The sequence below is a fragment of the Kitasatospora sp. NPDC088783 genome, assembly GCF_044750705.1.
GTDB classification, from domain to species: Bacteria; Actinomycetota; Actinomycetes; order Streptomycetales; family Streptomycetaceae; genus Kitasatospora; species Kitasatospora fiedleri.
In genome coordinates this window covers 48,789-73,816 of sequence record NZ_JBIVKJ010000021.1, presented here as the reverse complement: position 1 = coordinate 73,816, position 25,028 = coordinate 48,789, and the positions used below count along the sequence as shown (strand labels likewise).

Below are 25,028 nucleotides of genomic sequence, written 5' to 3'. Positions count from 1 at the left end.
CCAGCAGGTTCGGGTCCGGCGGGTGTCCGGCTCACTTCTTCACGCGCACGGTCTTGGTCGACCGGGTCTCGAGTGTCATCGAGTCGGCCTCGCTCACGTTCTTACGGAACCGAACGGTACCCTCCCGTTCGTCGACCACGTCCACCACCTTCCGCAGCAGCTTGAGGGTGCCCTCGTTGCCGCTGGCGTATGCGAGCCGGACGGCGGCTCCCAGCTCGGCGGTGGCGCGGTCCAAGTCGCCCGCCCGGTGGGCCTCCAGGCCGCCGCGGATGGCGTCGGCCAGCTCGGCCTGCCCGGTGTAGTGCGCGACCTGCGGGTTGATCCGGGTCGAGGAGGCCAGGTCGTCCGTCCACACGGCGCGCACCAGCCCCTGACCGAGCACCTCGGCGGTGCCGTCGGGGTGCGGCAGGACCAGGCTGATCCGGGCGGCCAGCATCTCGCTGCCGACGGCGGCGGCCGGGACCTCCACGCATACGTGGTAGTCGCGGGACTCGTCGCCCCAGGAACCGGTCGGGTAGTCCCCGGCCCGGGTGCCCGCGTCGGTGCGGCGGCCGGTGAGGTCCTCGACGGCGGGGGCGGCCTGCTTGACGAACTTCACCCGGGCGTTCGCCGGCGTCCACACCCGCAGGGCGACGTCGGCGACCTGCTTGCCCATGGTGGCGGACATCATCGCGCGGAAGTCCTCGGCCAGGCCGGAGGACTCGGCGACGATGTCGACGGTGCCGAGCAGCGCGGAGGATATCTTCCGCAGCTCGGCGACCTCCCAGTCGGTGCCGACGCCGCGGCAGTCGGCGGTGAAGTACCCGGAGGCGGCGTCCAGGGCGCGTTGCAGGTCGGCGGGCCGCTCGTGCTCGTTGCGGCCGTCGGTGAGCAGGACGGCGTGCCGGATGGACGCCTCCGGGCGGGAGGCGAACAGCTGTCGCGCCTTGGTGATCCAGCTGCCGATCGCCGTGCCGCCGGACGGCCTGAGCCGGCGCAGCGCGTCCTTGGCCTGCTCGCGGGTGGACCGGTCGGCGACGGCGAGCCGGCCGTCGCCCGGGTAGACGTCGCCCGCCTCGTGGGTGCCGGCGACCACCGCGAAGGCGACGCCGTCGCGGAGCTCGTCGATGGCGGCGGCGGTGGCCTCGCGGGCGTGCCGCATCTTGCCGTCCGGGTGCTCCATGGAGCCGGAGCAGTCGATCACCAGGACCACGGCGGCGTCCGGCCCGGAGACGCCGATCGGGCGCCCGCCGGAGGTGCCGCCGCCGGTCGCGGTCACCGTGACGATGGCGTTGACCTCCCGGGCGCCCTGGGCGAGGTACTCGTTCTGGAAGACGTCGACGTCGAACCGGGGCGCGTCTGGCTTGGACAACGAGGCCATGCGGAGAGCTCCTGTCGAGGGCGCGGAGGGTCGGAAGGTCAGTTCCCGGCCGGTCCGGCACCCGGCGCTCCGGCCGGCGCGGCGGCATCGGGCACGGTGGCGGTCGGCGCGGCGGCGGGCAGCGGCGGGGCGACGGGTGCGGGCGGTGCGGCCGGCGGGGTGACGGGCGCGGGCGGGGCGACGGGTGCGGGCGGTGCGGCCGGCGGTGCGGCGGGGGCCGCCGGAACCGCAGCGGCGACCGGGCGCAGCGGGACGGTGGCGTCCGGGTCGGCGGCGCGCGGCAGCGGCACGTCGAGCAGGGTGGCGTCGTGGACGGCGGGCGCGGTCGGCGGGTCGATCGGCAGCACCGCGACGGTGATGTTGTCGTGCCCGCCGCGCTCGACCGCGAACCGCACCAGCTCCTGGGCGGTGGCCAGCGGTTCGGTGCGGGCGTCGGTCCGGACGAAGAACGCCAGGTCGGTGGCGGCCTCGGCGTAGTTCCACAGGCCGTCGGTGCAGATCAGCAGCACCCCGGGGACGTGCGGGGTGAAGCTGACGGTGTGCGGGTCGAGGTCCTCGGCGTCGGCGCCGAGCCAGCCGGTGATGGCGTGGGCGCGCGGGTCGGCGTACGCCTCGGCCTCGGCCATCAGGTTGGCGGCGACCATCCGGGCCGCCCAGGAGTCGTCCTCGGTGAGCCGGTACGGCTCGGCGGACTCGCGGTCGTCCGGGATCCAGTAGGCGCGGGTGTCGCCGACCCAGCCGATGGTGACCAGGCCGCCGGAGCTGACCGCGCTCACGTAGGTGCAGGCCGGCGCGTTGCTGTGCCGGCCGTCGGGGGCGGTGCCGTCGTGGGCGAGCGCGGTGACGGCCCGGTTGGCGGCGCCGATCGCCTCGCGCATCGCCTGTCCGGGCTCGCGGCCGACCGCCAGCGCGGCGACCAGCGAGTCGGCGGCGGCGGTGACGGCGGCGGCGGACGCCTCGTCCGGGCGGGACGAGGAGGACACCCCGTCGCAGACCACGGCGAGCACGGCGGGCGCCCCGTCCGGGCCCTCGGCGGCGGCGACGGTGAACGCGTCCTCGTTGCGGTGGTGCCGCAGGCCGCGGTCGGAGACCGCCGCGACGCCGGTCAACTCCAGCTCCTGGTGGTCGCGTTCGCGCGGCTGGGCCTGCCCGCAGCGCTGGCACCAGCCGTCCGCGAGCTCGGCGGAGCCGCAGTGCGGGCAGCTGGGCACGACGGGCAGGTCGCGCAGGGTCGGCGGTCCGGTCAGGGCGGTGCCGCAGGCCCCGCAGAAGGCGTCCTGGGGCCCCAGCGGTTCGGCACAGTTCGGGCACTCGGTCTGCTGCGGCATGCTCACACCCATGTCCTGGGGCGGGCCCGGTTGGCCCGTTCCACCCACTCGATCCTCGTCTCGGCCCGGTCGGACAACCGCGCCAACATTCGGTAGGAGTGTTCCAGGGCGAGCCTCAGTTCCCGTTCCGCGGCGGGATGTCCCAGCACGGTCAGCGTGGCGGGCTTCCCGGCGGCCCCCGCCAGCACCCAGTTCAGCGCCGAATCCAGTACCTCGACGGCGAGTTCCTCGTGCCGCCGGGCGTCCAGGGTCAGCGCCGCCAGCCGGTCGGAGCTTTCGGCGAGCTCGGCGGCCAGCGGCTCGGTGGCGGCCCGGCCGCGCAGCCGGGCCCGGACCGCGCCGATCCGGGCGGCGGTCCAGTGCGCGGAGCTCTCCGGCACGGCCTCCAGCGCGGCGACCGCGCCCGCCCGGTCGCCGTCCGCGAGCCGGACCCGGGCCAGCCCGAACGCGGCGCTCACGAAGGACCGGTCCACGGTGCCGACCAGGGCGTAGTACCCGGCGGCGGCCGCGGTGTCGCCGAGCAGCTCGGCGCAGACCGCGAGCGCCAGCTTGGGCGCGCTCTCGCCGGGGAACGCGTCGTACAGCGCCTCGAAGGAGTCGCGGGCCTCGGCGGCCCGGTCGGCGGCGAGCGCGGTCAGCCCCCGGTGCCACACCACCCGCCACTCGCCGGGGTGCTCGGCCTCCAGGGCGGCCAGCACCCCGGCGGCGGCCGCGGCGTCGCCGAGCTCCAGGTGGGTGCGCAGCTCCCGCAGCCGCAGCTCGGTCGAGCCGGCGCCGGCCGCCCGGAGCACGGCCAGCGCCTCGGCGGGCGCGGCGGGCAGCGCCGCCAGCAGGCCCGCGTTCGGGTCGGCCGGGTCGGCCAGCGGCGCGGGCAGCGCCAGCGCGGCGGCCCGGGCCTGCGGCGGACGCTCGGCCAACTCGGTGTCGACCACCCGCAGTTCCGGCCCGAACAGGGTGGAGGGCGCGGGCCTGGCCTGCCCGTCCTGCAGGCTCAGCACCTCGCGCAGCACACCGATCAGCTGCCCCGCCATCTCCTCGGCGGAGCCGAACCGGCGGGCCGGGTCCGGATCGGTGGCGCGCACCAGCAGGCGGTGGAAGGACTCGTAGCGGGCGAACACCTCCACCTCGTCCGGGCCCGGCAGTTCGTGCCGCCAGTGGTCGGTGTAGCCGTGGAAGTCGAAGGTCAGCACGGCCAGCGTGCGGGCCACCGTGTACAGGTCGGAGGAGGGCGAGGGGCCGGCGGTGGCGATCTCCGGGGCCTGGTAGCCGACGGTGCCGTAGATCGGGCCGTCGTCGTCGTGCCGGCGGACCGCGCCCAGGTCGATGATCTTGAGCATGTCGTCCGACTGGATCACGTTGTCCAGCTTGAAGTCGCAGTACACCAGCCCGCGGGCGTGCAGGTACCCGAGCGCGGGCAGCGCCGCCAGCGCGTACGCCAGCGCCTGCTCGACCGGCAGCGGCTCGCGCCGCCCGTCCGCGGCGCGGCGCTCGTCGGCGATGTCCTTCAGCGACTTGCCGCCGACGTACTCCATCACGATGTAGCCGTCGGCGACGCCGGTCCGGGCGTCCGGGTGCTCGACGAAGTTGATGATCCGGACGATGTTCGGGTGGTCGACCTCGGCCAGGAACCGCCGCTCGGCGATCGCCACCGCCAGCGCGTCCTCGTCCCCGGTGTCCAGCAGGCCCTTGAGCACCACCCAGCGGTCGTTCACCCGGCGGTCCACCGCCAGGTAGATCCAGCCCAGGCCGCCGTGCGCCAGGCAGCCCATCACCTCGTACTGGCCGCCCACCAGGTCGCCGCGCCCCAGCTTCGGGCTGAACGAGTACGGGGTGCCGCACTTGGTGCAGAAGCCCTCCGGGCGGCCCGGCCGGCCGTCCTTCTCCCGGCCCACCGGCTGGTCGCAGCGCGAGCAGAAGCGCTTGCGCTCCGGCACCTCCGGGTTCGCCAGCACCGCCCGCGCCGGGTCCGCGGCCGGCACCGGGGCGATCGCCACCAGGCCCGCCCCCAGGTTGCCGCGCCGGGCGGTGCCCGTGCCGCCCCGCGAACTGCGCACCGACACCGAACCGCCGCGCGCCGAACGGCTCGACCGGGACCGGCCGGCCGAACCGCGCGAGGCACCCGAGGCACCCGAGGCACCCGGGCCGGACGGCGCGGAGCCGGACGGGGCCGGGCCGGGGGACACCGGGCCGGAGGACGCCGGGCCGGACGGGGTGGAACCGCTGCGCGGCCCGGGGAGCGGGGCGGGTGCTTTCACGGCATGTGCGGCGGCGAGGCCGCACTCGTCGCAGTAGCCGTCCGGGTCGACGGTGCCCGGGCAGTCGCCGCGCCCGCACGGACCACCGGGAGCGGGGGCGACGGAGGCCGCCGAGGGGGTGGTGCCCCGTTCGGGGGCGAGGCCGCACTCGGTGCAGTACCCGTCGGCGTCGATCTCCCCGGCGCAGCCCGTGCGGGCGCATGCGTCAGCCATCGGTGTCCTCCCCCTGCTCGGTGTCCTGGACCTGCGGCGACGGCGTTTCCGGTTCCTGACGCGCCTGCGGTGGCGACTGCCGTTCGGACGCGCGCAGCGCCTGCTGGAAGCGGCCGACCGCCTCGGCCGCCGCCCGCAGGTCGCACGGGGCGCTCCAGAGCAGCCAGCGCGCCTTCTCGAAGCGCTCGACCACCTCGGGGTCCTCGGCCAGGCCGAGCCGGGCGGCCATCGCCTTGTACGCCTCCAGCCGTCCGCGCAGCTCGGCCCGGACGGCGAGCGGCTGGGCGACCTCGGTGAGCGACTGCCGGGCCCGGCCGAGTTCCTTGGCGGCGGCGTCCTCCAGCGCGTCCAGCAGCGGGCCGAGCCGGTACCACTGGCCGGTCTGCTGGAACTCGACGGCCTGCCCGATCGCCTCGCGCAGCCCGGAGTGCGGGCCGGGCACGGCGGGCACCTCGGTCGAGGCGATCTTCGCCAGCACCTCGCCGCGGGCCCGGCGGGCCTCGGCGAGCGTCAGGTCGGCGCGCTGGAGCAGGTCGGCGACCTGCTGGAGCCGCTCGTGGGACTCGTCGCGCAGCCGCAGCAGCCCTTCCAACTCGACGCGTATGTCGTCCAGTCGGCGCCCCATCCGGTCGAACCCGGCGGTGTCGACGACACCGATGGGGGAGGCCCAGGTGGTGCCCTCGTCGGCCCGGCCGCGCTGCGCGGGCACCCGGCTGGGACGCCACAGCGCGAGCGGGTCGGCCACCACCTGGGCGCGCAGCGCGCCCAGGTGGTGGGCCAGGTCGGCGAGGTCGTCGGCCAGCGGGTGCCCGCCGGGGCGCACCCCGACCGAGACCGCGAGCATCTGGACCCGGCCGAGTTCGGCCAGCAGCAGGTCGATCCGGGCGGGCAGCGCCGACCAGACCGCGTCGACGGCGCTCACCACCTCGACCACCACCGCGTACCAGCCGTTCATCCGATCCAGCAGTTCGGCGAGCGTGACCTGCTCCACCAGCCGGGCCGAGGAGCCGAGTTGACCCGACGGGTGGGGCAGCCGCCCGCCGGAGACGGTCACCGAGCGGCCGGAGAGCAGCTCGGCGAGCTCGGCGAGTTCGGCGGCGGTCGGCCGGGTGCGCCGGGAGCGCACCGCGCGGGCGGAGGCCAGCGCCTCCGCGTAGCGGTCGAACAGCGCCCACAGCAGGGCGACGCCGCCCTCGGCGACCTCCCAGCGCTCCCGGGTGCGCCCGGACAGCTCGGCACCGGTCAACAGCCGCAGCCCCGGGTGGTCCTGGAGCGCCAGCAGTGCCGCTTCGACCGCGTCGCGCTCGGCACCCAGCCGGGCCAGCGCGCGATCGACCTCCTCACGGTTCATCACCGGGCGGGTCGTTCCAGCCAACGCGGTTCCTCCTCTCGGCCACGGTCGTGGTGACGGGGCGTCGGTCCTGGGGCGGTCGGAGCGACGGCCCGTGGGCCGCCAGTCTCCCCGACGCCCGGCACCGCACGGACGCCGGTCCCCCGGATTCCCGGTCCGGGAAGGGGAACCGGTCCGGTTCCGTCCCGCCGCCACCGCCGCGGTCACCGCCACCGCCACCGCCGTCACCCGGACCGTCCGGGCCGTCCGAGCACCGGCCCGCGTCCTGACCGGAGCACCGGTCCGAGCACCGGTCCGAGCACCGGCCCGAGCACCGGCCCGCGCCTCGGTGGTCACCACGGCCGGTACGGGTCGGGCACCCCCATGCTGGGCCGCAGCCAGGTGTCGTAACTGGCCTGCCAGCCGCCGCCGCGCCACTCGACCAGCACCTGGTTGACCCAGGAGATCAGGTCGGTGTCGTCCTGGTTCATGCCCACGCCCATGTACGTGGGCAGGAAGGACTCCCCGGCCAGCTCCATGGTCTGGTCCTGGGCGACCATCGCCGCCGCCAGCGAACTGTCCGACAGGGTGGCGTCCGCCTCGCCGAGTTCCATCAGCACCAGGCAGTCCAACTGGTTGTCGGGCGTGACGACCGAGGCGGCGCCGTGCGGGTCCGCCTTCAGCTCGGTGTGCGAGGAGGAGTTCAGCGCCGCGCACACCCGCTTGCCGCCGAGCGCCTGCGCCACGCTGGTGGCGTGCGCGGCCTTCGGCGCCACCACCCGCTGGGAGACCTTGAAGTACGGGGCGGAGAAGGCGATCTGCTTCTTCCGCTCGCAGGTGACGGTCATCGCCCGGGCGATCAGGTCGACCTGGTGGTCCTTGAGCACGTTGATCCGGTCGGCGGTGGAGATGGTCTTCAGCACCACCTTGTCCGGGTCGCCGAGCACCGACTTGGCGACGGCGCGGGCCAGGTCGATGTCGAAGCCCTCGATCTTGCCGGTCTGCGAGTCGCGGTAGCCCCAGTTGTAGGCGTTCTGGTCGACGCCGACCACCAGCCGGCCGCGCTTGCGGATCTCCTGGATCTTCGCCCCGACCCGCTGCCCGGGCGGCAGCGACGCCCCGGTGTCGCAGTCGTCCGCCGCGACGCCCGCGACGCCCGCGATGCCAGCGGCACCCGCGACGTCAGCGGCGACCTTCACCGCGACGTCCGCCGCCCGGGCCGGTGTGCCCCCGCCCGCGCCGCCGCCCGCCCCGGCGGCCGGACCGCCGGCGCCCAGCAGGCCCGCCACCAGTGCCGCGACCGCGACCGGTGTTCCGGTCCTCGCCCTGCGCATCCTTCGCTCCCCCCGTTACCGGTACTCGGCCAGTCGGCGCCCGATGCCGCGCACCGTGCCGCCGGCCGCCAGCGCGGCCAGCAGCGCCGCCGCCACCGCCTGGACGGCCAGCCCCCCGTCGACGCCGCCCGCGGCGGAGTCGAACGCGGCCTGCTCGGCCCGTCCGGCCTGCTCCCACTGCTGCTCGGTGGCGTTGAACGCGGCCTCCGCGGTGTCGTCCCGGCCCGGGGCCAGGGTCGTGCGCAGCGTCCCCTCGTAGTCGCCGCCCGCGTCCAGCTCGGCGGCGGCCGCGTGCCGCTGCTGCCACTCGTCGAACCGGTGCTGGGCGTCGGTCAGTTGCCGCCGGGCCCGGTCCGGCGGCGCGACGAGCAGCCCGACCGCCGAACCGGCGCTGTCGGCCGGGCCGGCCAGGGTCCGCGTCAGTTCCTCCCAGCGGTCGTTGTACGCCTCGGTGGCGCCGCGCGAGACCAGGTTGAGGTTCTCTGCGGTGTGCGCCTGCAACGCCACCACCCGGACCTGGTTCAACCGGCGCAGCGGGTCGATGCCCTGGGTGCGGGCCTCGTGCAGGCCGCTGCCGGCCGCCGCGGTGCCGCCGACCGTCCACACCAGCGCGACCAGCACCGCCGCCGAGGCGGCCAACAGCCCGGGGTTGAACACCCGGTTGGTGCGCCGGAACAGCACCACCTGGTAGCGGCCCAGCGCGCCCAGCAGCAGCACCCCCAGCACCAGCGCCGCCCAGGGCACGGCGGCGGCCGCGTCGTAGTCGCCGTCCAGCGCGGCGGCCTCGGTGTCGGCCAGCTGCTGCGCGTTCGGCAGCACGGTCTTCTGCAGGTAGTCGGAGGCGTAGCGCAGGTACGCGCCGCCGAGCGGCAGGCCCTCCCGGTTGATCGCCCGGGCGGTCTCCACCAGGCCCGCGTAGCGCGGTAGCTGCTGGCCCAGCTCGGCCAGCCGGCGCTGCGCGTCGGACGAGGTGCCGCTGCGCGCGGCGGCCTGCGGGATCAGCCGGGACGCGGTCGCCAGGTCGTCCTGGTAGCGCTTGCGCACCTCGGGCGGCTCGGCCGCGGCCATCAGGAAGCCCGCGGCGGCGGTGGCGTCGGCGTCGGCCAGCGAACGGTACAGCTCCGCCGCGTCCTGACTGAGCGGCTCACTGCGGGACGCCAACTGCCGCGCCGCGGCCGCCCGGTCGGCGGACTGCCAGGCCGCCGTGACCCCGAACAGCAGCGCCAGCGCCACCAGCACCGCCCCCGCCGTGCGCAGGCGCCCCGGCGGAGTCCGGGCGGCCAGCCGCAGCCGCGCCAACGACCCGGACAGCGACCCGGACAGCGACCCGAACGACCGCCCCGGCCCCCCGCCCGGCCCCCGGCCCGGCACCGCTCCCGGCGGCCGGCCGGGCGGCGGCGCGAGGACGCCCCCCTGTGTCTGTGCGGCCACCGTTCCCCCTCGGCTCCACCGGCCCCGTCTCCGGGCAGTATCACCACGCCCGGCGGCCCCCGGGCCGGAGTTGGTCTGGAGTTCGCCGGGCGGTGACCGATCTGTGCCCCACCGGCCCCGACCTCGCCCGATCCTGCCGCCCGGGCCGGGCCGTCCTCGCCCCGATCCGGTCGCTCCGGCCCCGTAGCCCCGTCCCGGCCGTCCCGACCGTCCCGACCGTCCCGGCCTCGCCGTTCCGATCCCGGCGTCCGGGCCTGACCGTTCCCGTTCCCCGACTTCGCCTGATCCACAGCTCCCCCGGCCGGGGTCCCACCACCCCCGGCCTGGCCGTCCCCGTCCCGCCGTCCCGGCCCCGGTCTCTTCCGACCCTGTTGTCCTGCTGTTCCGCTGTCTCGGTCACCCTGGCCCTAGTTTGTCCACCTTGGCCTCGTCCCGTCCCGTCCCGGCCGGGCTGCCCGCGCCCGTAGCCCCGGTCCGACCGTCCCGGCGCCCTCGTAAGCTGGGCGTCATGCGCCTGACCGGAACCGTCACCCCCGACCGCCCGCTGCTCGTCGTCGCCCTGCCCGAGGAGGCCGCGCACTTCGACGGCGGCCTGCCGGTGCTGCTCACCGGCATGGGCAAGCTCAACGCGGCGGCCGCGCTGGCCGGCCTGCTGGGCGGCGGTGAGCGGCCCGCCGCCGTCGTCAACCTGGGCACCGCGGGCGCCCTGCGGCCCGGCCTGGCCGGGACGCACGAGATCGGCCGGGTGCTCCAGCACGACCTCGACACCCCGCTGCTGGAACAGCTCACCGGCCACCGGATGGACGGCCCGATCGACCTCGCCCCGGCCGGCCCGGTGCTCGCCACCGGCGACCGCTTCGTCTCCGCCGACGCCGACCGCGACCTGCTGGCCCGCAGCGCCGACCTGGTCGACATGGAGGGCTACGCGGTCGCCACCGTCGCCCGCCGCGCCCAGCTCCCCGTCCGGCTGATCAAGCACGTCAGCGACGAGGCCGGGGACGGCGCGGTCCGCAGCTGGCAGGAGTCCGTCGACGACTGCGCCCGCCTGCTCGCCGACTGGGCCCGCGCCCACCTCGGCTGACGCCCCGACACCCCCGTTCGCCCGGCGGACCCGCGAAAACGCCGGGGCGCCCGTCCGGACCGTTCGACGGTCGGACGGGCGCCCCGGCGGCGCGAGCGGTTACCGGCTCACCGGCGCGGATCAGCTCTGGTACGGGTTGGCACCCGGCGCCGGGTACTGGCCCGGGGCCTGGGCCGGAGCCTGCGGGTACGGGGCCTGGCCGGGGACCGGCTGGTACTGGCCGGGGGCCTGGGCCGGCGGGTACTGGCCGGGGACGCCGGGGCCGCCGCCGAGCAGGCCGCCGGTGAAGGCGTCCATCTCGGTCCGCCAGTAGCGGTGGATGTTCAGGCGGGTCGGCTGCGGCTCGCCCGGGATCAGGAAGCGCAGCGAGCTCCAGAGCGCGTTCCGGCGCACGTCGCTGATCGAGGCGCGGGCCTGGTCGAGCGGGATGACGTGCAGCAGCTCCAGCGGACGGTTGCTGACCCGGGAGGCGCGGTGGATGACGACGACCCGCTGGGTCAGCGTCACGAAGTAGTACTTCACGAACAGCTGGCCGATCAGACCGAACTGCTGGGTCAGCCACGGGCTCGGGCCGGTGACCGTGTGGAAGGTCGTCACCGGACGGTCGTTGGGCTCGATCGCGGCGATCGCCGCGGCGACCTGCTCCTGCATCGTGGACTTGCGGATCGCCATCTGGCGCTGCTCCCGGTGCTCCAGGCGCACGCCCCCGTCGGACGCGCTGTGAGCGCGCGACACTAACAACCCCACCGGGCGGGTTCAACGGACAGAACGGGCATCCCCGGCACCGCGGCCGGATGTTCACTCAACCGATACCGGACCAGGGAACTCGTCGGCGCGGTGACGTACCGTCACCTGCGCGGAAGCCGCTGCGGAGGCCCCGTTCCCGGGCCCCATTCCCGGGCCCGGTGCGCGGGCCCGGTGCGCGCGGGCCCCGGTCAGCCGCGCACCGACAGGTGCCGGGCCAGGACGGTCAGCGCCGCGGTGACCTCGGCGAGCCGCTCGGGTCCGGCGTCCGGGCCGAGCGCGGCGGCGAGCGCCTCCTCGACGCCGGTGGCGCGGACGGCGGCGACCCGGGCGGAGGGGCGTTCGGCGGGGCGGACCAGGGTGCGCCGCCGGTCGGCCGGGTCCGGGTCGGTGCGGACCGCGCCCGCCTCCTTGAGGCGGGCCACCGCGGTGGAGATCTGGCTCTGCGGCAGCCCGGTGCGGGCGGCGATCTCGCCGACGGTGGTGCCGGGGTGGGCGGCGACGTCGCTGGCCGCGACCAGGGTGTTGCGGGTGCTGCCGGGGTGGCGGCCGTTGCCGCCGGGGGGCTCGGGCAGGGCGTCCTCGCCGATCTTCATCAGGGTGCGGCCCAGTAGGAACAGTTCGACTCCATCCACGGGCCCGATGGTACATCGAACTAGATGTATCCATCTTGATGCATCTAGTTCGATGGATTACGGTGAGCGGAGGAGCGGCGGACCGACCGCCGCGGAGGGGGGCCCGATGTCCGTCGTCACCGGCACGCTCGCCGTACCCGGCGCCGTCCTGCACCACCGCACCGAGGGCGCCGGCCCGCTGCTGCTGATCGCCCAGAGCGGCGAGGGCGACGCCGACCGCACCGTCGACCTCGTCCCGCACCTGGCCGACACCTACACCGTGCTCACCTACGACCGCCGCGGCCTGTCCCGCAGCCGCCTCGACCACCCCGAGCGCGGTGCGAGCCTGGCCGAGCACGCCGACGACGTCCGGCGGCTGCTGGAGGCGGTCGCCGACGGGCCCGCGCTGATGCTCGGCTGCAGCTTCGGTGCCGTGATCGGCCTGCACCTCGCCGCCCGGTGGCCCGGACTGCTGCGCACCCTGATCGCCCACGAACCCGTCGCGCCCGGCCTGCTGGCCCCCGCCGAGGCCGCCCGCCACCGGCGCGAACTCCTCGCACTCCAGGAGCTGTACCGGCGCGGCGGCCTCACCGCGACCCTCCCCGAGATCGCCCGGGTGCTCGGCATCGACCCGACCGCCGCCGACGCCGAGCCCGGCCTCACCCCGCAGCCGGTCGACGCCCGGCGGGCGGCCGGCTTCGACCGGCTCGTCCGGCACGACTTCACCGCCGTGGTCGAGGACGTCCTCGACCTCGCCGCCGTCCGGGCCACCGCCACCCGGATCGTGCCCGCCGCCGGCCGCACCACCCCGCCCGCCGTCTTCGACCGCCGCTGCGCCCGGGCCCTCGGCGCCCTGCTCGACACCCCGGTCGAGCTGCTGCCCGGCGGCCACAACGGCAACACCAGCCACCCCCGGGCCTGGGCCGCCCGCCTCAAGCAGCTCCTCCCGCAAGCGAGTTGACCCGCAGTCCCAACTCGCCGCCCCAGCCCGCCGGCTCCGCCACCACGTCGGCGATCGCGCAGGCGATGTCGTCCCGCCCGCCCGCTCGGTCGGCCAGCGCGATCAGCTGCTGCACGGCCTGCTCGGGTGCGGCGATCGCGCTCAGGGCGGTGTGCAGGGCCTCCTCGGGAACGGTCCGGGACAGGCCGTCCGAGCAGAGCAGGTAGCGGTCGCCGACCCGGGCGGTGTGCAGCGACACGTCCGGCCGGTTGTCCCCGGAGCCGGTCAACGTCCTTACCAGCAGGGTGTGTTGCGGGCGCGAGGCGGCCTCCGCCAGGGTGAGCCGACCGTCGTCCACCAGTGACTGCACCGGGGTGTGGTCGTGGGTGGCCAGGTACAGCTCGCCGCCGCGCAACAGGTAGGCCCGGCTGTCGCCGATGTGCACCAGTGCCAGCCGCGCGCCCGACCGCAGCACCGCCGTCAGCATCGTCCCCGCGCCGAGCGGCCGGGCGGCCGGGCCGCCGCCCCCGCCTTCCCGTCGACCCCGGCCAGCGCGTCCTCCAGCGCGTTCATCAACTCCCTCGTGAGCAGCTCCAGTTCGCGCAGTGCGACGATCGCGGCCGTGCTCGCCAGGCCGCCCCCGCCCTCCGGGCCCATCCCGTCCGCGACCGCGACCGCGACCAGCCCGGCCCCGGGTACGCGGCGTCCTCGTTGCGCTCCCGGACCAGCCCCGCGTCCGAACGGGCCACGTACCGGATCCGCAGCGCACCCGCCCCGTTCACCCTGTCCCTCTCCGTCATCTCCCCGTCATGTCGTCCCGCTCTCCCGAAAGATGGTCGACGAGGAGTGCGGCGAGCTCCCGGCGGGCCTCGGTCTCCGCCCGCACCCGCTCCCAGTACCGGGCAACCTCCTCGGCCGCCCGGGCGGGCGCCGGCTCCAGCACCAGCCGGCGCAACCACAGCACCAGCCGGGCCCGCTCCAACTGCCCCGGCGTGTACCGCCGGTAGCCCCTCACCGGATCGACCTCGACCGGCCGCAGCAACCCCGGCTCGTCGTACAGCCGCAGCGCCTTCGGCGACAGCCGGGCCGCCCGGGCGCGCGCCCCGACGGTCAGCAGCTCCATCCCGCCCTCCTCGCACCGGCCCGTCCGGCCGGCCCCACCGATGCCGGCCCTTCCCCGAAAGTGAAGGCCAACCCCGGGCCGGCCACGGGAGGCCGCGCCCTTTCCGCAAAGAGTCCCCGGGAAACCCCGCGGGTTCCGGCGGGTCGGGTGCCCGTCCGCCGGTACGTTGGCGGTTCTCGACGAGGGGGGACACGCTCCGGGAGGCGACGTGCGGGGCAGCGGGGTCACGTTCGGCAGGTTCATCGCGCAGCGCCGGGCCGGCCTGGGCTGGACGCAGATCCGGCTCGCGGCCGAACTCGGCCGCAGCGAGGACTGGATGTCCCAGGTCGAACGGGACATGCAGCAGGTCAAGGACCTGACGCTGCTCCAGCGGCTGGCCGGGGCGCTGGGCGCCGAGCTGTCCGAGCTGATCGCGCTGCCGCAGCCCGCCGCCGGTCGGCCGCGATCACGTACCCGGAAGAGCGCCTCCGTTACGCTGACGAGCACTTCCGCTGCCGAGGAGGACGATGTGCGACGCCGCCCGTTCCTGACCCTGGCGGCTGCCGCCCTCTTCGCCCCCGCCATCGGCCCGCAGGCCGCGCACGCCGAGCAGCGGACGCCGCTGAACGGGCTGGAGGACCTCCTCCTGTACGGGGCGGGGCGGGTCCCGGCGCCCCGCCGCGAGCCGACCCGGGAGACCGTCGCGGTCGACCTGCTGACCTCGCGCCAGGAGTTCAGGGCGGCGCGGTACGAGGACCTGGCCCGCGCGCTGCCCGGCCGGATCGCCGCCGCCGAACTGGTCGGCAGGTCCGAGGAGCGGGCCCGGAACGTCGCCCGGCTCTACAACCTCGCGGTGCGGCTGTGCATCAAGGTCGGCACGGACAACCTGGTCGCCGTCACCGCCGACCGCGCGCTGACCGCCGCCCGGCTGGGCGGCGACCCGCTGGTCGTCGCCGAGGCCCAGCGGATGGTCTCCAGCGCCTGGCGCCGGCAGGGCGGCCTGGCCCGCGCGACGGACATCGCGGTGGTCGCGGCCGAGGACCTGCGCGCGGACCGCACGGCACCCGAACGCGCCCGGCTGGCCGCCCGCGGCGACCTGTACGCCACCGCGGCCTACACCGCCGCGAAGTCCGGCGACCGCTCCTACGCGCACGCCCTGATCCGGGAGGCCGCCGACAGCGCGGCGGCGGCCGGCCGGGCCTCCGGCCAGGTGGACGGCGTCCGGGGCGTCGCCCTCCACGAGCTGTCCGTGCACTACGAGTTGGGCGACGCGGGCAAGGCGATCGACCTGGCCGCCACGATCGACCCGGCCGCCCTGCCGACCGCCGAGCGGCAGGCCCGCTTCTTCGTCGACGTGGCCCGCGCGTTCGACCAGTGGGGCAAGCCCGAACGCTGCTACCGGGCCCTGCTGGCCGCCGAGCAGGCCGCCCCGCAGGAGGTCCGCCGCAGCGCGGTCCGCGCCCTCGCCACCGGCCTGCTCCGGCACGACCGCACCCTCCCCGGCATCCGCGACTTCGCCGCCCGCGCGGGCGTGCCGACCGCCTGAACCCGCGGCCGGAGCCCCGGCTGGCAGCCGGCCGACCCGCAGCCGGACCACGGGTCACGGCCGACCGGCCCCCCGCCGGAGCAGTGGCGCCGACCAGGCCGATCCGTAGCCCGGCTACGGCCCGCAGCAGACCGGCCCGCAGCCGGACCGGCCCGCAGCCGGACCGGCCCGCAGCCGGACCACGGCCCGTAGCCGGGCTGCGGAACCGGCCGCCGGCCCGGGGGTTCACTGGGGAACGCCTCACCTTCCACTCGTTCGCCCGAGAGGAGACCGGCCGTGTCCCGGCTCACCGACGCGCCCACGACCGCCACCGCCCCGGACCGCATCGACCACCGCATCGCCCCCGCCTACTACATCGACACCGCACGGGTCACCGACCCGGTCGTGCGGGACCTGCTGCGCCGCTGCCCCACGGTGTTCGACATCAAGCCGGCCGTCGCCGAGCTGCTGGCCGGACGGCTGGGCGTCCCGCTGCCGGAGACCGCCGGGACGGTCGAGCCCGGCGCGACCGTCCGGGGCCGGGTGATCGTGGCCGCCGGGGCCGTCGTCGCCGCGGGCGCCCACGTCACCGGACCCGTACTGGTCTGTCCCGGCGCGGTGGTCGGGGCCGGGGCCCGGGTGCGCGACAACACCGTGGTCGGCCCCGGCTGCCGGATCGGGTTCGGCGCCGAGGTCACCCGCTCGCTGCTGGTCGGCGGCGTCTTCATGAAGCACGCCGGCTTCGTCGGCGACTCCGTGCTCGGCACCGGCGTCAACATCGGCGCGTTCGTCTCCACCACGGGCCTGCGCACCACCTCCGGCCCGGTCACCGAACCGGCCACCGAGGAGGTGTGCGCCCGTCTCGACGGGCACCGGGTGCACACCGGCCAGACCAAGTTCGGCGCGGTGATCGGCGACGGCGTGATCGTTCCCGCCGGCACCGTGCTCCAGCCCGCCACCCTGATCGGCGCACACACCCTGCTCCACCCCCGGACCCAGATCGGGGGCTTCTTCCCCGTCGGCAGCCAGGGAAGGTGACCGTGCCCACCACCGACGCGAGCGCCGTGCACATCACCGGCGGCCGCCGTCTCGCCGGCACCGTGCCCGTGCAGGGCAGCAAGAACACCGCCCTGCACCTGTACGCCGCCGCGCTCCTCGCCGACGAACCGCTCACCCTGCACGGTGCGCCCGCGATCCTGGACACCGGAGTGGTGGCCGAGATCCTGAACCGCACCGGAACCCGCACCACCGTCAGCGGCGACGCGTTCACCACCCGCCCCGCCGACGTCTACCTGCCGGTCGTCCCCGACCGCCTCGGGCGGCGCATCCGGACCACCGCGGTCCTGGCCGGCGCGCTCCTGGCCCGGGCCGGACGGGTCACCTTCCCCGTCCCCGGCGGCGACGCCTTCTGCGTCCGCCGGATCGACCGGCACCTCGCGGCGATGGCGGCGGCCGGGGCCGAGGTCGAACTGGACGGCGGCCTGGTGCGGGCGCGGACCTCGGGCCACCGCCGGCCGTTCGTCACCGACGCGGGGACGGGCGGCTGGGGGCCGAGCCTGGGCGCCACGGTCACCGCGGCGCTGCTGGCCGCCCGCACCCGGGGCACCTCCACCGTCCTCAACCCCAGCGTGGAACCCGAAGTCACCCACACCGCCGCACTGTTGGCCCGCTCCGGGGTCGGCATCGAGTGGCAGGGCCGCGCCGCCCTGCACGTCACCGGCGCGGACCGGATCGCGGGCGGGGAGTTCACCGTCCCGCCGGACCGGCTGGAGGCCGCGACGCTCGCGCTGGCCGCCGCGATCACCGGCGGCACCGTCCACCTCGCCCGCTTCCCCGCCGCCGCGTTCCCCGACGGGCTGCTGGCGGCGTTCGCCGACGCCGGTCTCCGCCTCGACCCCCTCGACGGCGGGACGGTCGTCACCGCACCGGCCGGGCCGCGCCCCGTCCGGCTGGCCACCGGCCCCCACCCCGGCTACCCGACCGACGTGCAGCCCCAGTTGACCGCCTACCTCACCCAGGCCGACGGCACCTCGCGGATCGAGGAGCGGGTCTACCCCCGGCGCGACAGCCACCTCGCCCCGCTGGCCGCCCTGGGCGCCGGTGTCGGGGCCGACGGTCCGGTGATCACCGTCCGCGGCCGCACCCCGCTCAGGGCCGCCGACGTGACCGGGGACGACATCCGGGCGGCGACCGCCCTGGTGCTCGCCGCCCTGGCCGCCGACGGCACCTCCACGGTCCGGGGCCTGTACCACCTGCGGCGCGGGTACGGCGAACTGCTGACCAAACTCTCCCTCCTCGGAGCCGAATTGACGACCGATCAGGAGTGCCCGTGATCCCACTCGACCCCAGCGGGACCGCCCCGACCCGGACCGCCCCGACACCGTTCGAGCCGGCCGTGCTCGCCGCCCTGCACGAACAGCTCGACCTGCTCACCGCCGACGGCACCGTCCCCGGCGGCGTCATCGCCCACGGGACCGCCGACACCGCGCCCGGCTACCTGACCGCGGGCGTCGTCGCCCCCGAGTGCGGGGACGCCCCGCCCGGACCGGACACCGTGTACGACGTCGCCTCGCTGACGAAGGTCCTGGCCACCTGGACGGTGACCGGCAGTTCGCTCCGGCCGCCCCTCACCCTGGACACCCCCGTCCGCGACCTGCTGCCGGGAATCGGCGCGGACGCCCCGGGCGGGCGGGTGACGCCCCGGCAGATCCTCACCCACACCTCCGGACTGCGCGCCGACACCCGCCTCGACCAGTACCGGGGCCGCACCGAGCCGCTCGCCGAACTGCTCTGCGCCGAACCGCTGATCGCCGAGCCCGGAACCGAGCACCGCTACATCAACCGGGGATTCGTCCTGCTCGGCCTGGCCCTCGCGCACGTCCTCGGCCGCCGCCTGGACGACCTCGCCGCGAGCCGGTGGAACGCCCTCGGCCTGGCCGCCACCGCCTACGGCCCGCTCACCCGTTCCGCCCGCCTCGCCCCGACCGAGCGCCGCCTGCCCGGCGCCCCCCGCCTGTGGGGCATCCCGCACGACGACAACGCCGCCCTGCTCGGCGGGGTCGCCGGACACGCCGGTGTCTTCAGCACCCCCGCCGACCTCGCCGCCTTCGCCACCGCCCTGCTGCGCTCCCACGCCGACGGCGGGACGCTCGGCCGCTGGCTGGCCGTGAGCCTGCGCCCGGCCGCCGCGATCGGGGGCGGGCTGCACCGCGGCCTGGCCTGGACCGTCACCGGGGACGGCCGGACCGCCCACCACCACGGCTTCACCGGCACCAGCCTCTACCTCTCCCCGGCGACCGGCCGCTACCTGGCCCTGTGCACCAACGCCGTCTACCACCACCGGGACAACCGCACCCGCCTCGCCCCGCTGCGCGCCCTCGCCCTGGCCGCGGTCGACGCCGACCCCCGGGAGGCCGCCCCGTGACCGGCAGCACGCTCGCCGACCTGACCACCCTGCGACTCGGCGGCCCGATCGCGGAGCCGCTGCGGCTCCGCGACCCCGGCCACTGGCCGGAACTGGTCCGCACCGTCCACCACCGGGGAGAGCGCCGCCCGCTCGTGCTCGGCCACGGCAGCAACGTCGTCGCCGCCGACGCCGGGCACGCCGGCACCGTCGCGGCGCTCGACACCCGGGGCATCACCGCGGAGGAGCAGGACGACGGCACCGTCCTGGCGACGGTGCAGGCCGGGCACCCGCTCGCCGATCTCACCGCCTGGGCCGCCGCCGAGCGGCTGGCCGGGATCGAGTGCCTGGCCGGGGTGCCGGGCACCGTCGGCGCCGCCCCCGTCCAGAACACCGGGGCCTACGGGCAGCAGCTCTCCGACGTCCTCGACCACCTGACCGCCTGGGACTGGGACACCGGCCTGCTGCGGACCCTGCCCGCCCGGGCCTGCCGCCTGCGCCACCGGCACAGCCGCTTCAAGGACGACCCCGGCCGCTGGACCGTCCTCACCGTCACCGTCCGCCTCACCCGCGGCCCCGCCGCCCCCGTCGCCCACCGTCCGCTCGCCGAGGAACTCGGGGCCCGTCCCGGCGACCGTCCGCCCGTCGCCGAGGTCACCCGCGCCGTCCTGGCCGACCGCCGCCGCCGCGGCCTGCTGCTCGACCCGCACGGCCACGACGCCCGCCAGGTCGGCTCGGTCTTCCTCAACCCGCCCGTCACCGCCGTCGCGGCCGCCCGCTGGTCGGCGGCCGGCTGCCCCGTCCACCCCGACGGCGACGGGCGGCTGCGGGCGAGCGCGGGCTGGCTGCTCGAACTCGTCGGTTGCCGCCCCGGCCACCGGATCGCCGACGGAATCCGCTGCTCGCCGCACCGGGCCCTCACCCTCACCGCCCACGACGGCGCCACCGCGAGCGGGTTCACCCGCGTCCTGGCCGCCCTCGCGGCCCGGGTCGAGGCGGCCATCGGAGTCGTGCTGCACCCCGAACCCGTCGCGGTCGGCGGCGCCTCCCCGGACGGGAGTCCCCGGCCCGGCGCGGCTCGGCGCGCCCACTGATGGCGCACTGGGCGGGCGGGGGCGGGCCGGGTGCCTAGGCTCGTGCGGCCCCGACCGGGGCGGACGGGGCGCGAGGTGCGGTGGGAGAGCGGATGGCGGGACGGGTGCGCGGGGTGGCGCGGGGGATGCTGGCGCTGCTGCTGGCGGCGGGGCCGTTGGTGGCCGGGCCGCGGGCGGCGGCGGACCCGCCGACCGGCGGGACGGTGATCGTCGACGAGACCTTCGCGGGCGCCTCGATCGCCGACCCGTCCTGGGAGCCGCTGGGCGACACCTGCCTGACCGGCGCGCCCCCCGGGAGCACGCCCGCGCCGGGCACCGCGCCCGTCCCGTCCTGCCCGGCCGGCGGCACCCCGGCCGCGCCGGTGCCCGGGGTGACGCCCGGCTACCTCCAGCTCAACGACGCGGCCGGGTTCGTCGGCGGCTCGATGCTGTACCGCCGCCCGGTGCCCGCCTCGGCGGGCCTGTCGGTGACCTTCGAGCAGTACCAGTACGGCGGCAACGCGCAGCCCGGCGACGGCATCGGGTTCTACCTGGTGGACGGCGCGACCCCGCTGGACTCCAAGGGCGCGGACGGCGGCAGCCTCGGCTACGCGCAGCGCAACCTCAGCCCCGGCGTGGTCGGCGGCTACCTGGGCGTGGGCCTGGACATGTACGGCAACTTCTACAACGACGGCGAGAACCGCGGCGCGGACTGCCCGACCGGCCAGCAGTCGCCGGTGAAGCAGGACGGCCCGGTCGCGCCGAACGCGGTCACCCTGCGCGGCCCGGGCGCCGGCATCTCCGGCTACTGCTACCTGGCGTCCACCACCGAGGCACCGGCCGGTGCCCCGCCGCGGGCCGCGACCACGCTGCCCGGCAGCCTGGGCGCGCCGTTCGGCACCACCGACCCGGCGGTCGCCAAGCGCACCGTCAACGTGCAGATCACGCCCGCGCCCGACCCCCGGGTGATCGTCCAGATCGACTTCCAGGACGGCACCGGCTGGCACCGGGTGCTGGACCGGCCGGCCCCGGCCGGACTGCCGTCCACCTACAAGTTCGGGTTCAGCGCCTCCACCGGCGGCTCCACCGACGTCCACCTGATCCGCAACGTCACGGCCTCCTCGATCCTGCCGCTGGGCGCGCTCGACCTGGTCAAGCAGGTCGACCGGACCGGCCCGCCGCTGCCCGCGGTGATCACCGCCGGGACGGTGATCCCGTACCAGTACGTGGTCACCAACGCCGGTGCGGTGGAGGTGGGTTCGCTGACCGTCAGCGACGACCGGCTGGCCCCGGTGAGCTGCCCGGCCACCACCCTGCCGCCCGCGCCCGCGCCCGGTTCGACCGTGGTGTGCACCGGCAGCCACACCGTCACCGAACAGGACGTCGCCGCCGGACGGGTCGTCAACACCGCGACCGCCGCCGCGACCCCGGCCATCGGCGACCCGGTCGCCGCCGGGCCGGTCACCGTCACCGTGCCGCTGGTCTCGGCGCTGACCCTCGACAAGCGGGCCGTCACCCCCGGCCCGCACACCGTGGGCCAGGTGGTCGACTACACCTTCACCGCCACCGACACCGGTGGCTCCACCCTCTCCACCCTGGTGGTCCAGGACCCGGGGATCACCGACCTGGCCTGCCCGGCCTCGGTGGTGGAGCCCGGCGACTCGGTGGTCTGCACCGGCAGCCACACCGTCACCGAACAGGACCTGGCGGCCGGCTCGTTCAGCAACACCGCCACCGCCACCGCGGTCTCCCCGATCGGGCAGTCCGTCGAGGCCGCCCCGTCCACCGCGGTCATCCCGGTGGTCGCGGTCGCCGACCTCGCCGTCACCGTGGACGCCGACCCGCAGGTGCTGCCGGTCGGCTCCACCACCACCTTCACCGTCACCCTGCGCAACGACGGCCCGGCCGACGCGACCAACGCCGTCGTCGACAACCCCGTCCCCGCCGGCACCACGCTGCTCACCCCGACCGCCGCCCCCGGCACCGCCTACGACCCGGCCACCGGACGCTGGACGGTGCCCGCGCTGCCCGTCGGCGGCTCCGTGCGGCTCACCCTGTCGGTCCGGTTGGACGCCGCCGCGCCCGCCACCGACACCGCCACCGTCACGGCCGCCGACCAGGACGACCCGGTGACGGCGAACAACACCGCGAGCGCCACCGTCCGGCCGCTCACCGACACCGACATCGTGGTCGGCAAGAGCGTCGACCACCCGCGCCCCGGGCTCGGCGGGCAGGTGGTGTTCACCGTCACCGCCGCCAACGACGGCCCCGCGCCCGCCACCGGCCTGGTCCTCACCGACCTGCTCCCGCCCGGCCTGGAACCGGTCCGCGCCGAGCCCGACACCGGCGGGTACGCGGCGGCCACCGGCCGCTGGACGATCGGCGACCTGGCCGTCGGCGCGCAGGCCCGGCTCACCCTCACCGCCCGCGCCACCGCGCCCGGCACCCACACCAACACCGCGACGCTGACCGGCCTCGACCAGACCGACACCGACCCGTCCGACAACACGGCGAGCGCCACCGTCACCGTCGACGCCCCCAGCCCCAGCCCCAGCCCCAGTCCGAGCCCCAGCCCCAGCCCGGCACCGAAGCCCCCGCACCACGACGACCACGACGACCACCACGGCCCCGAGCTGCCCGGCACCGGTGCGCCGGCCGCCGCCGCGGGCGTGGTCGCGGTGCTGCTGCTGATCGGCGGCGCGGTGCTGCTGGCCGCCCGACGGGGGCACGTCCGACGGGAGCGCACCCGCCGGAGCTGACCCGCGGAGCCGATCCGCGCCCTGCGGGAGGACGGAACCGCCGGCGGGAGCGGTCGGGGCATGTGCGGTGCCTCGACCGTTCCCGCCGGCGGCGGTCGCGGGGGCGGCGCCCGGGCCGCCGCCGGCCGGTCCGGCCGGTCCGGCCGGTCCGGCCGGTCAGGCCGGTCCGGCCGGTCAGGCCGCTATCGGGTGGGCGGTCGGGTACCCGTCCCGCAGCCGGCGGTGCGCGGCGGGGTCGGCGCCCAGGTGGTCCAGGCCCAGCAGGGCCGCGCCGAGCACCGGTGGGGCGACCACCACGCGCGGTTCGGCGAGCGGGGCGTCCGCGGCCAGCCGGGCGGTCAGGTTGTCGAGCAGCAGCGGCTGCCGGGAGGCCAGCACCCCGCCGCCGAGCACCACCGGCACCGGCCGGTCGAGCAGGTCCAGCCTGGTCAGCGCGATCACCGCGAGCCGGGCCACCTCGTCGGCCTGGCGGTCGATCAGGTCGAGCGCGACCGGGTCGCCCGCGGTGCCGGCCGCGAACAGCACCCGGGCGACCTCGTGCAGCCGGGCCCGGTCGATCCGGCCCAGGTGCATGGCCTCGGCGAAGGCGTTGGCCCCGGCCAGTCCGAAGTGCGCGCCGATCATGGGGGAGAGCAGGGTGGCCGGGCCGCGGCCGTCCTCGGCCCGGGCCGCGTGCCACATCGCCTCGGCGGCGAGCCCGCCGCCGCCGCCCCAGTCGCCGGTGAGCTGGCCGAGCGCGGGCCAGCGGGCGGTGCGCCCGTCGGGCCGCAGGCCGACGCAGTTGATGCCCGCGCCGCAGACCACCGCGACGCCCAGCGGCCCGTCGGTGCCGGCCCGCAGCAGGCCGAAGGTGTCGTTGGCGACGTGCGCGGAGGCGCCCCAGCCGTGGCCGGATATCGCCTCGTGCAGCTGCTGCTCCTCGATCGGCAGGTCCGCGTTGGCCAGGCAGGCGCTGACGTGGTCGGTCAGCGGCCGCCCGTCGGGGCGCGGTTCGACGCCGGCCTGCCGGGCCAGGTCGTCGACCAGCGGGGCGAGCGCGGCGACGGCCGCCTCCGGGCCGGTGTGCTGCGGCTGGAAGCCGCCGCCGCGGGCGGTGGCCAGCACCGTGCCGTCGGCGCCGACCAGGGCCAGGTCGGTCTTGCTGTTGCCGGCGTCGATGGCGAGGACGCCGGGCAGGTGTGCGGAGTGGCTCATCGGCCGGTCCCCCCGTGGTGGTGCTCGGTGGTGGTGCGGTGGTACTCCGCCATGGTGCCGGTCACGCCCAGCTCAGGTGGTCGCGGTTGTGGGCCAGCAGCCGGTCGGTGAGCTGGTCGGCGAGTTCGATCTGCCCGACCAGCGGGTGGGCGAGCAGCGCGTCGAAGACCCGGTCCCGGCCGCCGTGCAGCGCGGCGTCCAGCGCCAGGTGCTCGTACGCGGTGACGTTGGCGATCAGGCCCGCGTAGAGCGGTTCGACCGGGCGCTGGGGCAGCGGGCGGACCCCGGCGGCGTCGACCTCGGCCGGGACCTCGATCACCGCGTCGTCGGGCAGGAACGGCAGCACGCCGTCGTTGCGGGTGTTGACCACCTGGACGGTGGTGCGGCCGTCGGTGCCCAGCAGCGAGGCGATCAGCTGCACCGCGGCCTCGGAGTAGAACGCGCCGCCGCGCTTGCCGAGCAGCTCGGGCTTGGTGTCCAGGGCCGGGTCGGCGTACATCTCCAGCAGCTGCTTCTCGATCGCGGCGACCTCGGCGGCCCGGGAGCCCTTGACCTTCAGCTCCTCGACCACCACGTCGTGCTGGTAGAAGTACCGCAGGTAGTAGGAGGGGACGACGCCGAGCCGGCGGACCACCGGCAGCGGCAGGTGCAGGTCGGCGGCGATCTCCGGGCCGTGCTCGGCGAGCAGTTGCGGCAGCACCTCGCGGCCGGTGGCGGCACCGGGGGCGTCGAGCAGGGTGACGCTGCGCTCCCAGGTCAGGTGGTTCAGGCCGACGTGGTCCAGGCGCACCAGCTCCGGGTCGACGCCCAGGTGGGCGGCGAACTTGCGCTGGAAGCCGATCGCCACGTTGCACAGGCCGACGGCCTTGTGCCCGGCGGTCTGCAGGGCGCGGGTGACGATGCCGACCGGGTTGGTGAAGTCGACGATCCAGGCGTCCGGGTTGGTGCGGCGGACCTGCTCGGCGATGTCCAGCACCACCGGGACGGTGCGCAGCGCCTTGGCGAGGCCGCCCGCGCCGGTGGTCTCCTGCCCGACGCAGCCGCACTCCAGCGGCCAGGTCTCGTCCTTGTCGCGGGCCGCCTGCCCGCCGACCCGCAGCTGGAGCAGCACCGCGTCGGCGTCCCGGACGCCCGCGGTGACGTCGGTGGCGGTGGTGACGGTGGCGCCGTGGCCCTGCCTGGCGAAGATCCGGCGGGCCAGGCCGGCGATCAGCTCCAGCCGGTCGGCCGCCGGGTCGATCAGCACCAGCTCGCGGATCGGCAGGGTGTCGCGCAGCCGCGCGAACCCGTCGATCAGTTCCGGCGTGTAGGTGGAACCGCCGCCGACGATTGCCAACTTCAG

The 25,028-nt window shown here is 76.6% G+C and carries 21 protein-coding genes; 8 read left to right on the top strand and 13 right to left on the bottom strand.

What is annotated here, in order from left to right:
- Positions 1-31 precede the first annotated feature (31 nt).
- The 6 genes from ACIP60_RS34495 to ACIP60_RS34470 form a co-directional block, all read right to left on the bottom strand.
- Entirely contained in the window at positions 32-1,360 is a 1,329-nt protein-coding gene (locus ACIP60_RS34495; RefSeq protein WP_400692442.1) for a VWA domain-containing protein, read from the bottom strand.
- Positions 1,361-1,398: 38 nt separating this feature from the next.
- Positions 1,399-2,688 carry a PP2C family serine/threonine-protein phosphatase gene (locus ACIP60_RS34490; protein ID WP_400692521.1) on the bottom strand — a complete coding sequence of 430 codons (1,290 nt, stop codon included), beginning with the start codon at positions 2,686-2,688 and terminating at the stop codon, positions 1,399-1,401.
- Between the two features lie 2 nt (positions 2,689-2,690).
- Complete coding sequence (locus tag ACIP60_RS34485; protein WP_400692439.1) at positions 2,691-5,156, bottom strand: tetratricopeptide repeat protein; 2,466 nt, start codon at positions 5,154-5,156, stop codon at positions 2,691-2,693.
- Positions 5,149-6,507, bottom strand: a complete 1,359-nt coding sequence (locus tag ACIP60_RS34480) for a hypothetical protein (protein WP_400692518.1) — start codon at positions 6,505-6,507, stop codon at positions 5,149-5,151. Before ACIP60_RS34480 ends, ACIP60_RS34485 begins: the two co-directional genes overlap by 8 nt.
- Before the next feature lie 332 nt (positions 6,508-6,839).
- The gene (locus ACIP60_RS34475; protein ID WP_400692436.1) at positions 6,840-7,820 is read right to left on the bottom strand and encodes a glutamate ABC transporter substrate-binding protein; all 981 of its coding nucleotides are present in this window, start codon (positions 7,818-7,820) and stop codon (positions 6,840-6,842) included.
- Positions 7,821-7,835: 15 nt separating this feature from the next.
- Positions 7,836-9,251, bottom strand: a complete 1,416-nt coding sequence (locus tag ACIP60_RS34470) for a hypothetical protein (RefSeq protein WP_400692434.1) — start codon at positions 9,249-9,251, stop codon at positions 7,836-7,838.
- A 508-nt stretch (positions 9,252-9,759) separates the two neighbouring features.
- Here ACIP60_RS34470 and ACIP60_RS34465 point away from each other — a divergent pair.
- On the top strand, positions 9,760-10,332 hold the full coding sequence (locus ACIP60_RS34465; RefSeq protein ID WP_400692431.1) for a nucleosidase: 573 nt from the start codon (positions 9,760-9,762) through the stop codon (positions 10,330-10,332).
- Between the two features lie 120 nt (positions 10,333-10,452).
- On the opposite strand, the gene ACIP60_RS34460 is transcribed toward ACIP60_RS34465, so the two are convergent.
- A complete protein-coding gene (locus ACIP60_RS34460) occupies positions 10,453-11,034 on the bottom strand; it encodes a hypothetical protein (RefSeq protein ID WP_400692428.1) in 582 nt (193 codons plus the stop codon).
- A 233-nt stretch (positions 11,035-11,267) separates the two neighbouring features.
- Positions 11,268-11,711 carry a MarR family winged helix-turn-helix transcriptional regulator gene (locus ACIP60_RS34455; RefSeq protein WP_400692425.1) on the bottom strand — a complete coding sequence of 148 codons (444 nt, stop codon included), beginning with the start codon at positions 11,709-11,711 and terminating at the stop codon, positions 11,268-11,270.
- Between the two features lie 106 nt (positions 11,712-11,817).
- On the opposite strand from ACIP60_RS34455, the gene ACIP60_RS34450 reads away from it, so the two are divergent.
- The gene (locus tag ACIP60_RS34450) at positions 11,818-12,651 is read left to right on the top strand and encodes an alpha/beta fold hydrolase (RefSeq protein ID WP_400692422.1); all 834 of its coding nucleotides are present in this window, start codon (positions 11,818-11,820) and stop codon (positions 12,649-12,651) included.
- Here the strand turns inward: ACIP60_RS34450 and ACIP60_RS34445 are convergent.
- The 3 genes from ACIP60_RS34445 to ACIP60_RS34435 all read right to left on the bottom strand — a co-directional run bounded on the left by ACIP60_RS34445 (position 12,623) and on the right by ACIP60_RS34435 (position 13,753).
- Positions 12,623-13,105 (bottom strand): PP2C family protein-serine/threonine phosphatase, encoded by a 483-nt coding sequence (locus tag ACIP60_RS34445; protein WP_400692419.1) that lies wholly within the window; start codon positions 13,103-13,105, stop codon positions 12,623-12,625. The genes ACIP60_RS34450 and ACIP60_RS34445 overlap by 29 nt on opposite strands.
- 5 nt (positions 13,106-13,110) lie before the next feature.
- Positions 13,111-13,287 (bottom strand): hypothetical protein, encoded by a 177-nt coding sequence (locus tag ACIP60_RS34440; RefSeq protein ID WP_400692416.1) that lies wholly within the window; start codon positions 13,285-13,287, stop codon positions 13,111-13,113.
- Between the two features lie 139 nt (positions 13,288-13,426).
- Positions 13,427-13,753, bottom strand: a complete 327-nt coding sequence (locus ACIP60_RS34435; RefSeq protein WP_400692413.1) for a MerR family transcriptional regulator — start codon at positions 13,751-13,753, stop codon at positions 13,427-13,429.
- A 208-nt stretch (positions 13,754-13,961) separates the two neighbouring features.
- Between ACIP60_RS34435 and ACIP60_RS34430 the strand changes: the two genes are divergently transcribed.
- The 6 genes from ACIP60_RS34430 to ACIP60_RS34405 all read left to right on the top strand — a co-directional run bounded on the left by ACIP60_RS34430 (position 13,962) and on the right by ACIP60_RS34405 (position 22,492).
- On the top strand, positions 13,962-15,278 hold the full coding sequence (locus ACIP60_RS34430) for a helix-turn-helix domain-containing protein (RefSeq protein ID WP_400692411.1): 1,317 nt from the start codon (positions 13,962-13,964) through the stop codon (positions 15,276-15,278).
- 276 nt (positions 15,279-15,554) lie between these two features.
- A complete protein-coding gene (locus ACIP60_RS34425) occupies positions 15,555-16,295 on the top strand; it encodes a hypothetical protein (RefSeq protein ID WP_400692408.1) in 741 nt (246 codons plus the stop codon).
- Positions 16,296-16,297: 2 nt separating this feature from the next.
- A complete protein-coding gene (locus tag ACIP60_RS34420) occupies positions 16,298-17,590 on the top strand; it encodes a UDP-N-acetylglucosamine 1-carboxyvinyltransferase (RefSeq protein ID WP_400692405.1) in 1,293 nt (430 codons plus the stop codon).
- Positions 17,587-18,681 (top strand): serine hydrolase domain-containing protein, encoded by a 1,095-nt coding sequence (locus ACIP60_RS34415; protein ID WP_400692402.1) that lies wholly within the window; start codon positions 17,587-17,589, stop codon positions 18,679-18,681. Before ACIP60_RS34420 ends, ACIP60_RS34415 begins: the two co-directional genes overlap by 4 nt.
- Entirely contained in the window at positions 18,678-19,754 is a 1,077-nt protein-coding gene (locus ACIP60_RS34410; protein WP_400692399.1) for a UDP-N-acetylmuramate dehydrogenase, read from the top strand. Before ACIP60_RS34415 ends, ACIP60_RS34410 begins: the two co-directional genes overlap by 4 nt.
- A gap of 92 nt (positions 19,755-19,846) precedes the next feature.
- The gene (locus ACIP60_RS34405) at positions 19,847-22,492 is read left to right on the top strand and encodes a hypothetical protein (RefSeq protein ID WP_400692396.1); all 2,646 of its coding nucleotides are present in this window, start codon (positions 19,847-19,849) and stop codon (positions 22,490-22,492) included.
- A gap of 174 nt (positions 22,493-22,666) precedes the next feature.
- On the opposite strand, the gene ACIP60_RS34400 is transcribed toward ACIP60_RS34405, so the two are convergent.
- A complete protein-coding gene (locus tag ACIP60_RS34400) occupies positions 22,667-23,686 on the bottom strand; it encodes an N-acetylglucosamine kinase (RefSeq protein ID WP_400692393.1) in 1,020 nt (339 codons plus the stop codon).
- 61 nt (positions 23,687-23,747) lie between these two features.
- Entirely contained in the window at positions 23,748-25,028 is a 1,281-nt protein-coding gene (locus ACIP60_RS34395) for a 6-phospho-beta-glucosidase (protein WP_400692515.1), read from the bottom strand.

Coding starts and splice junctions, on each gene's coding strand:
- ACIP60_RS34490 (WP_400692521.1), bottom strand. CDS start 2,688: ATGCCGCAGCAGACCGAGTGCCCGAACTGTGCCGAACCGCTGGGGCCC.
- ACIP60_RS34400 (WP_400692393.1), bottom strand. CDS start 23,686: ATGAGCCACTCCGCACACCTGCCCGGCGTCCTCGCCATCGACGCCGGC.
- ACIP60_RS34440 (WP_400692416.1), bottom strand. CDS start 13,287: ATGGGCCCGGAGGGCGGGGGCGGCCTGGCGAGCACGGCCGCGATCGTC.
- ACIP60_RS34450 (WP_400692422.1), top strand. CDS start 11,818: ATGTCCGTCGTCACCGGCACGCTCGCCGTACCCGGCGCCGTCCTGCAC.
- ACIP60_RS34495 (WP_400692442.1), bottom strand. CDS start 1,360: ATGGCCTCGTTGTCCAAGCCAGACGCGCCCCGGTTCGACGTCGACGTC.
- ACIP60_RS34485 (WP_400692439.1), bottom strand. CDS start 5,156: ATGGCTGACGCATGCGCCCGCACGGGCTGCGCCGGGGAGATCGACGCC.
- ACIP60_RS34435 (WP_400692413.1), bottom strand. CDS start 13,753: ATGGAGCTGCTGACCGTCGGGGCGCGCGCCCGGGCGGCCCGGCTGTCG.
- ACIP60_RS34465 (WP_400692431.1), top strand. CDS start 9,760: ATGCGCCTGACCGGAACCGTCACCCCCGACCGCCCGCTGCTCGTCGTC.
- ACIP60_RS34405 (WP_400692396.1), top strand. CDS start 19,847: ATGGCGGGACGGGTGCGCGGGGTGGCGCGGGGGATGCTGGCGCTGCTG.
- ACIP60_RS34475 (WP_400692436.1), bottom strand. CDS start 7,820: ATGCGCAGGGCGAGGACCGGAACACCGGTCGCGGTCGCGGCACTGGTG.
- ACIP60_RS34480 (WP_400692518.1), bottom strand. CDS start 6,507: ATGAACCGTGAGGAGGTCGATCGCGCGCTGGCCCGGCTGGGTGCCGAG.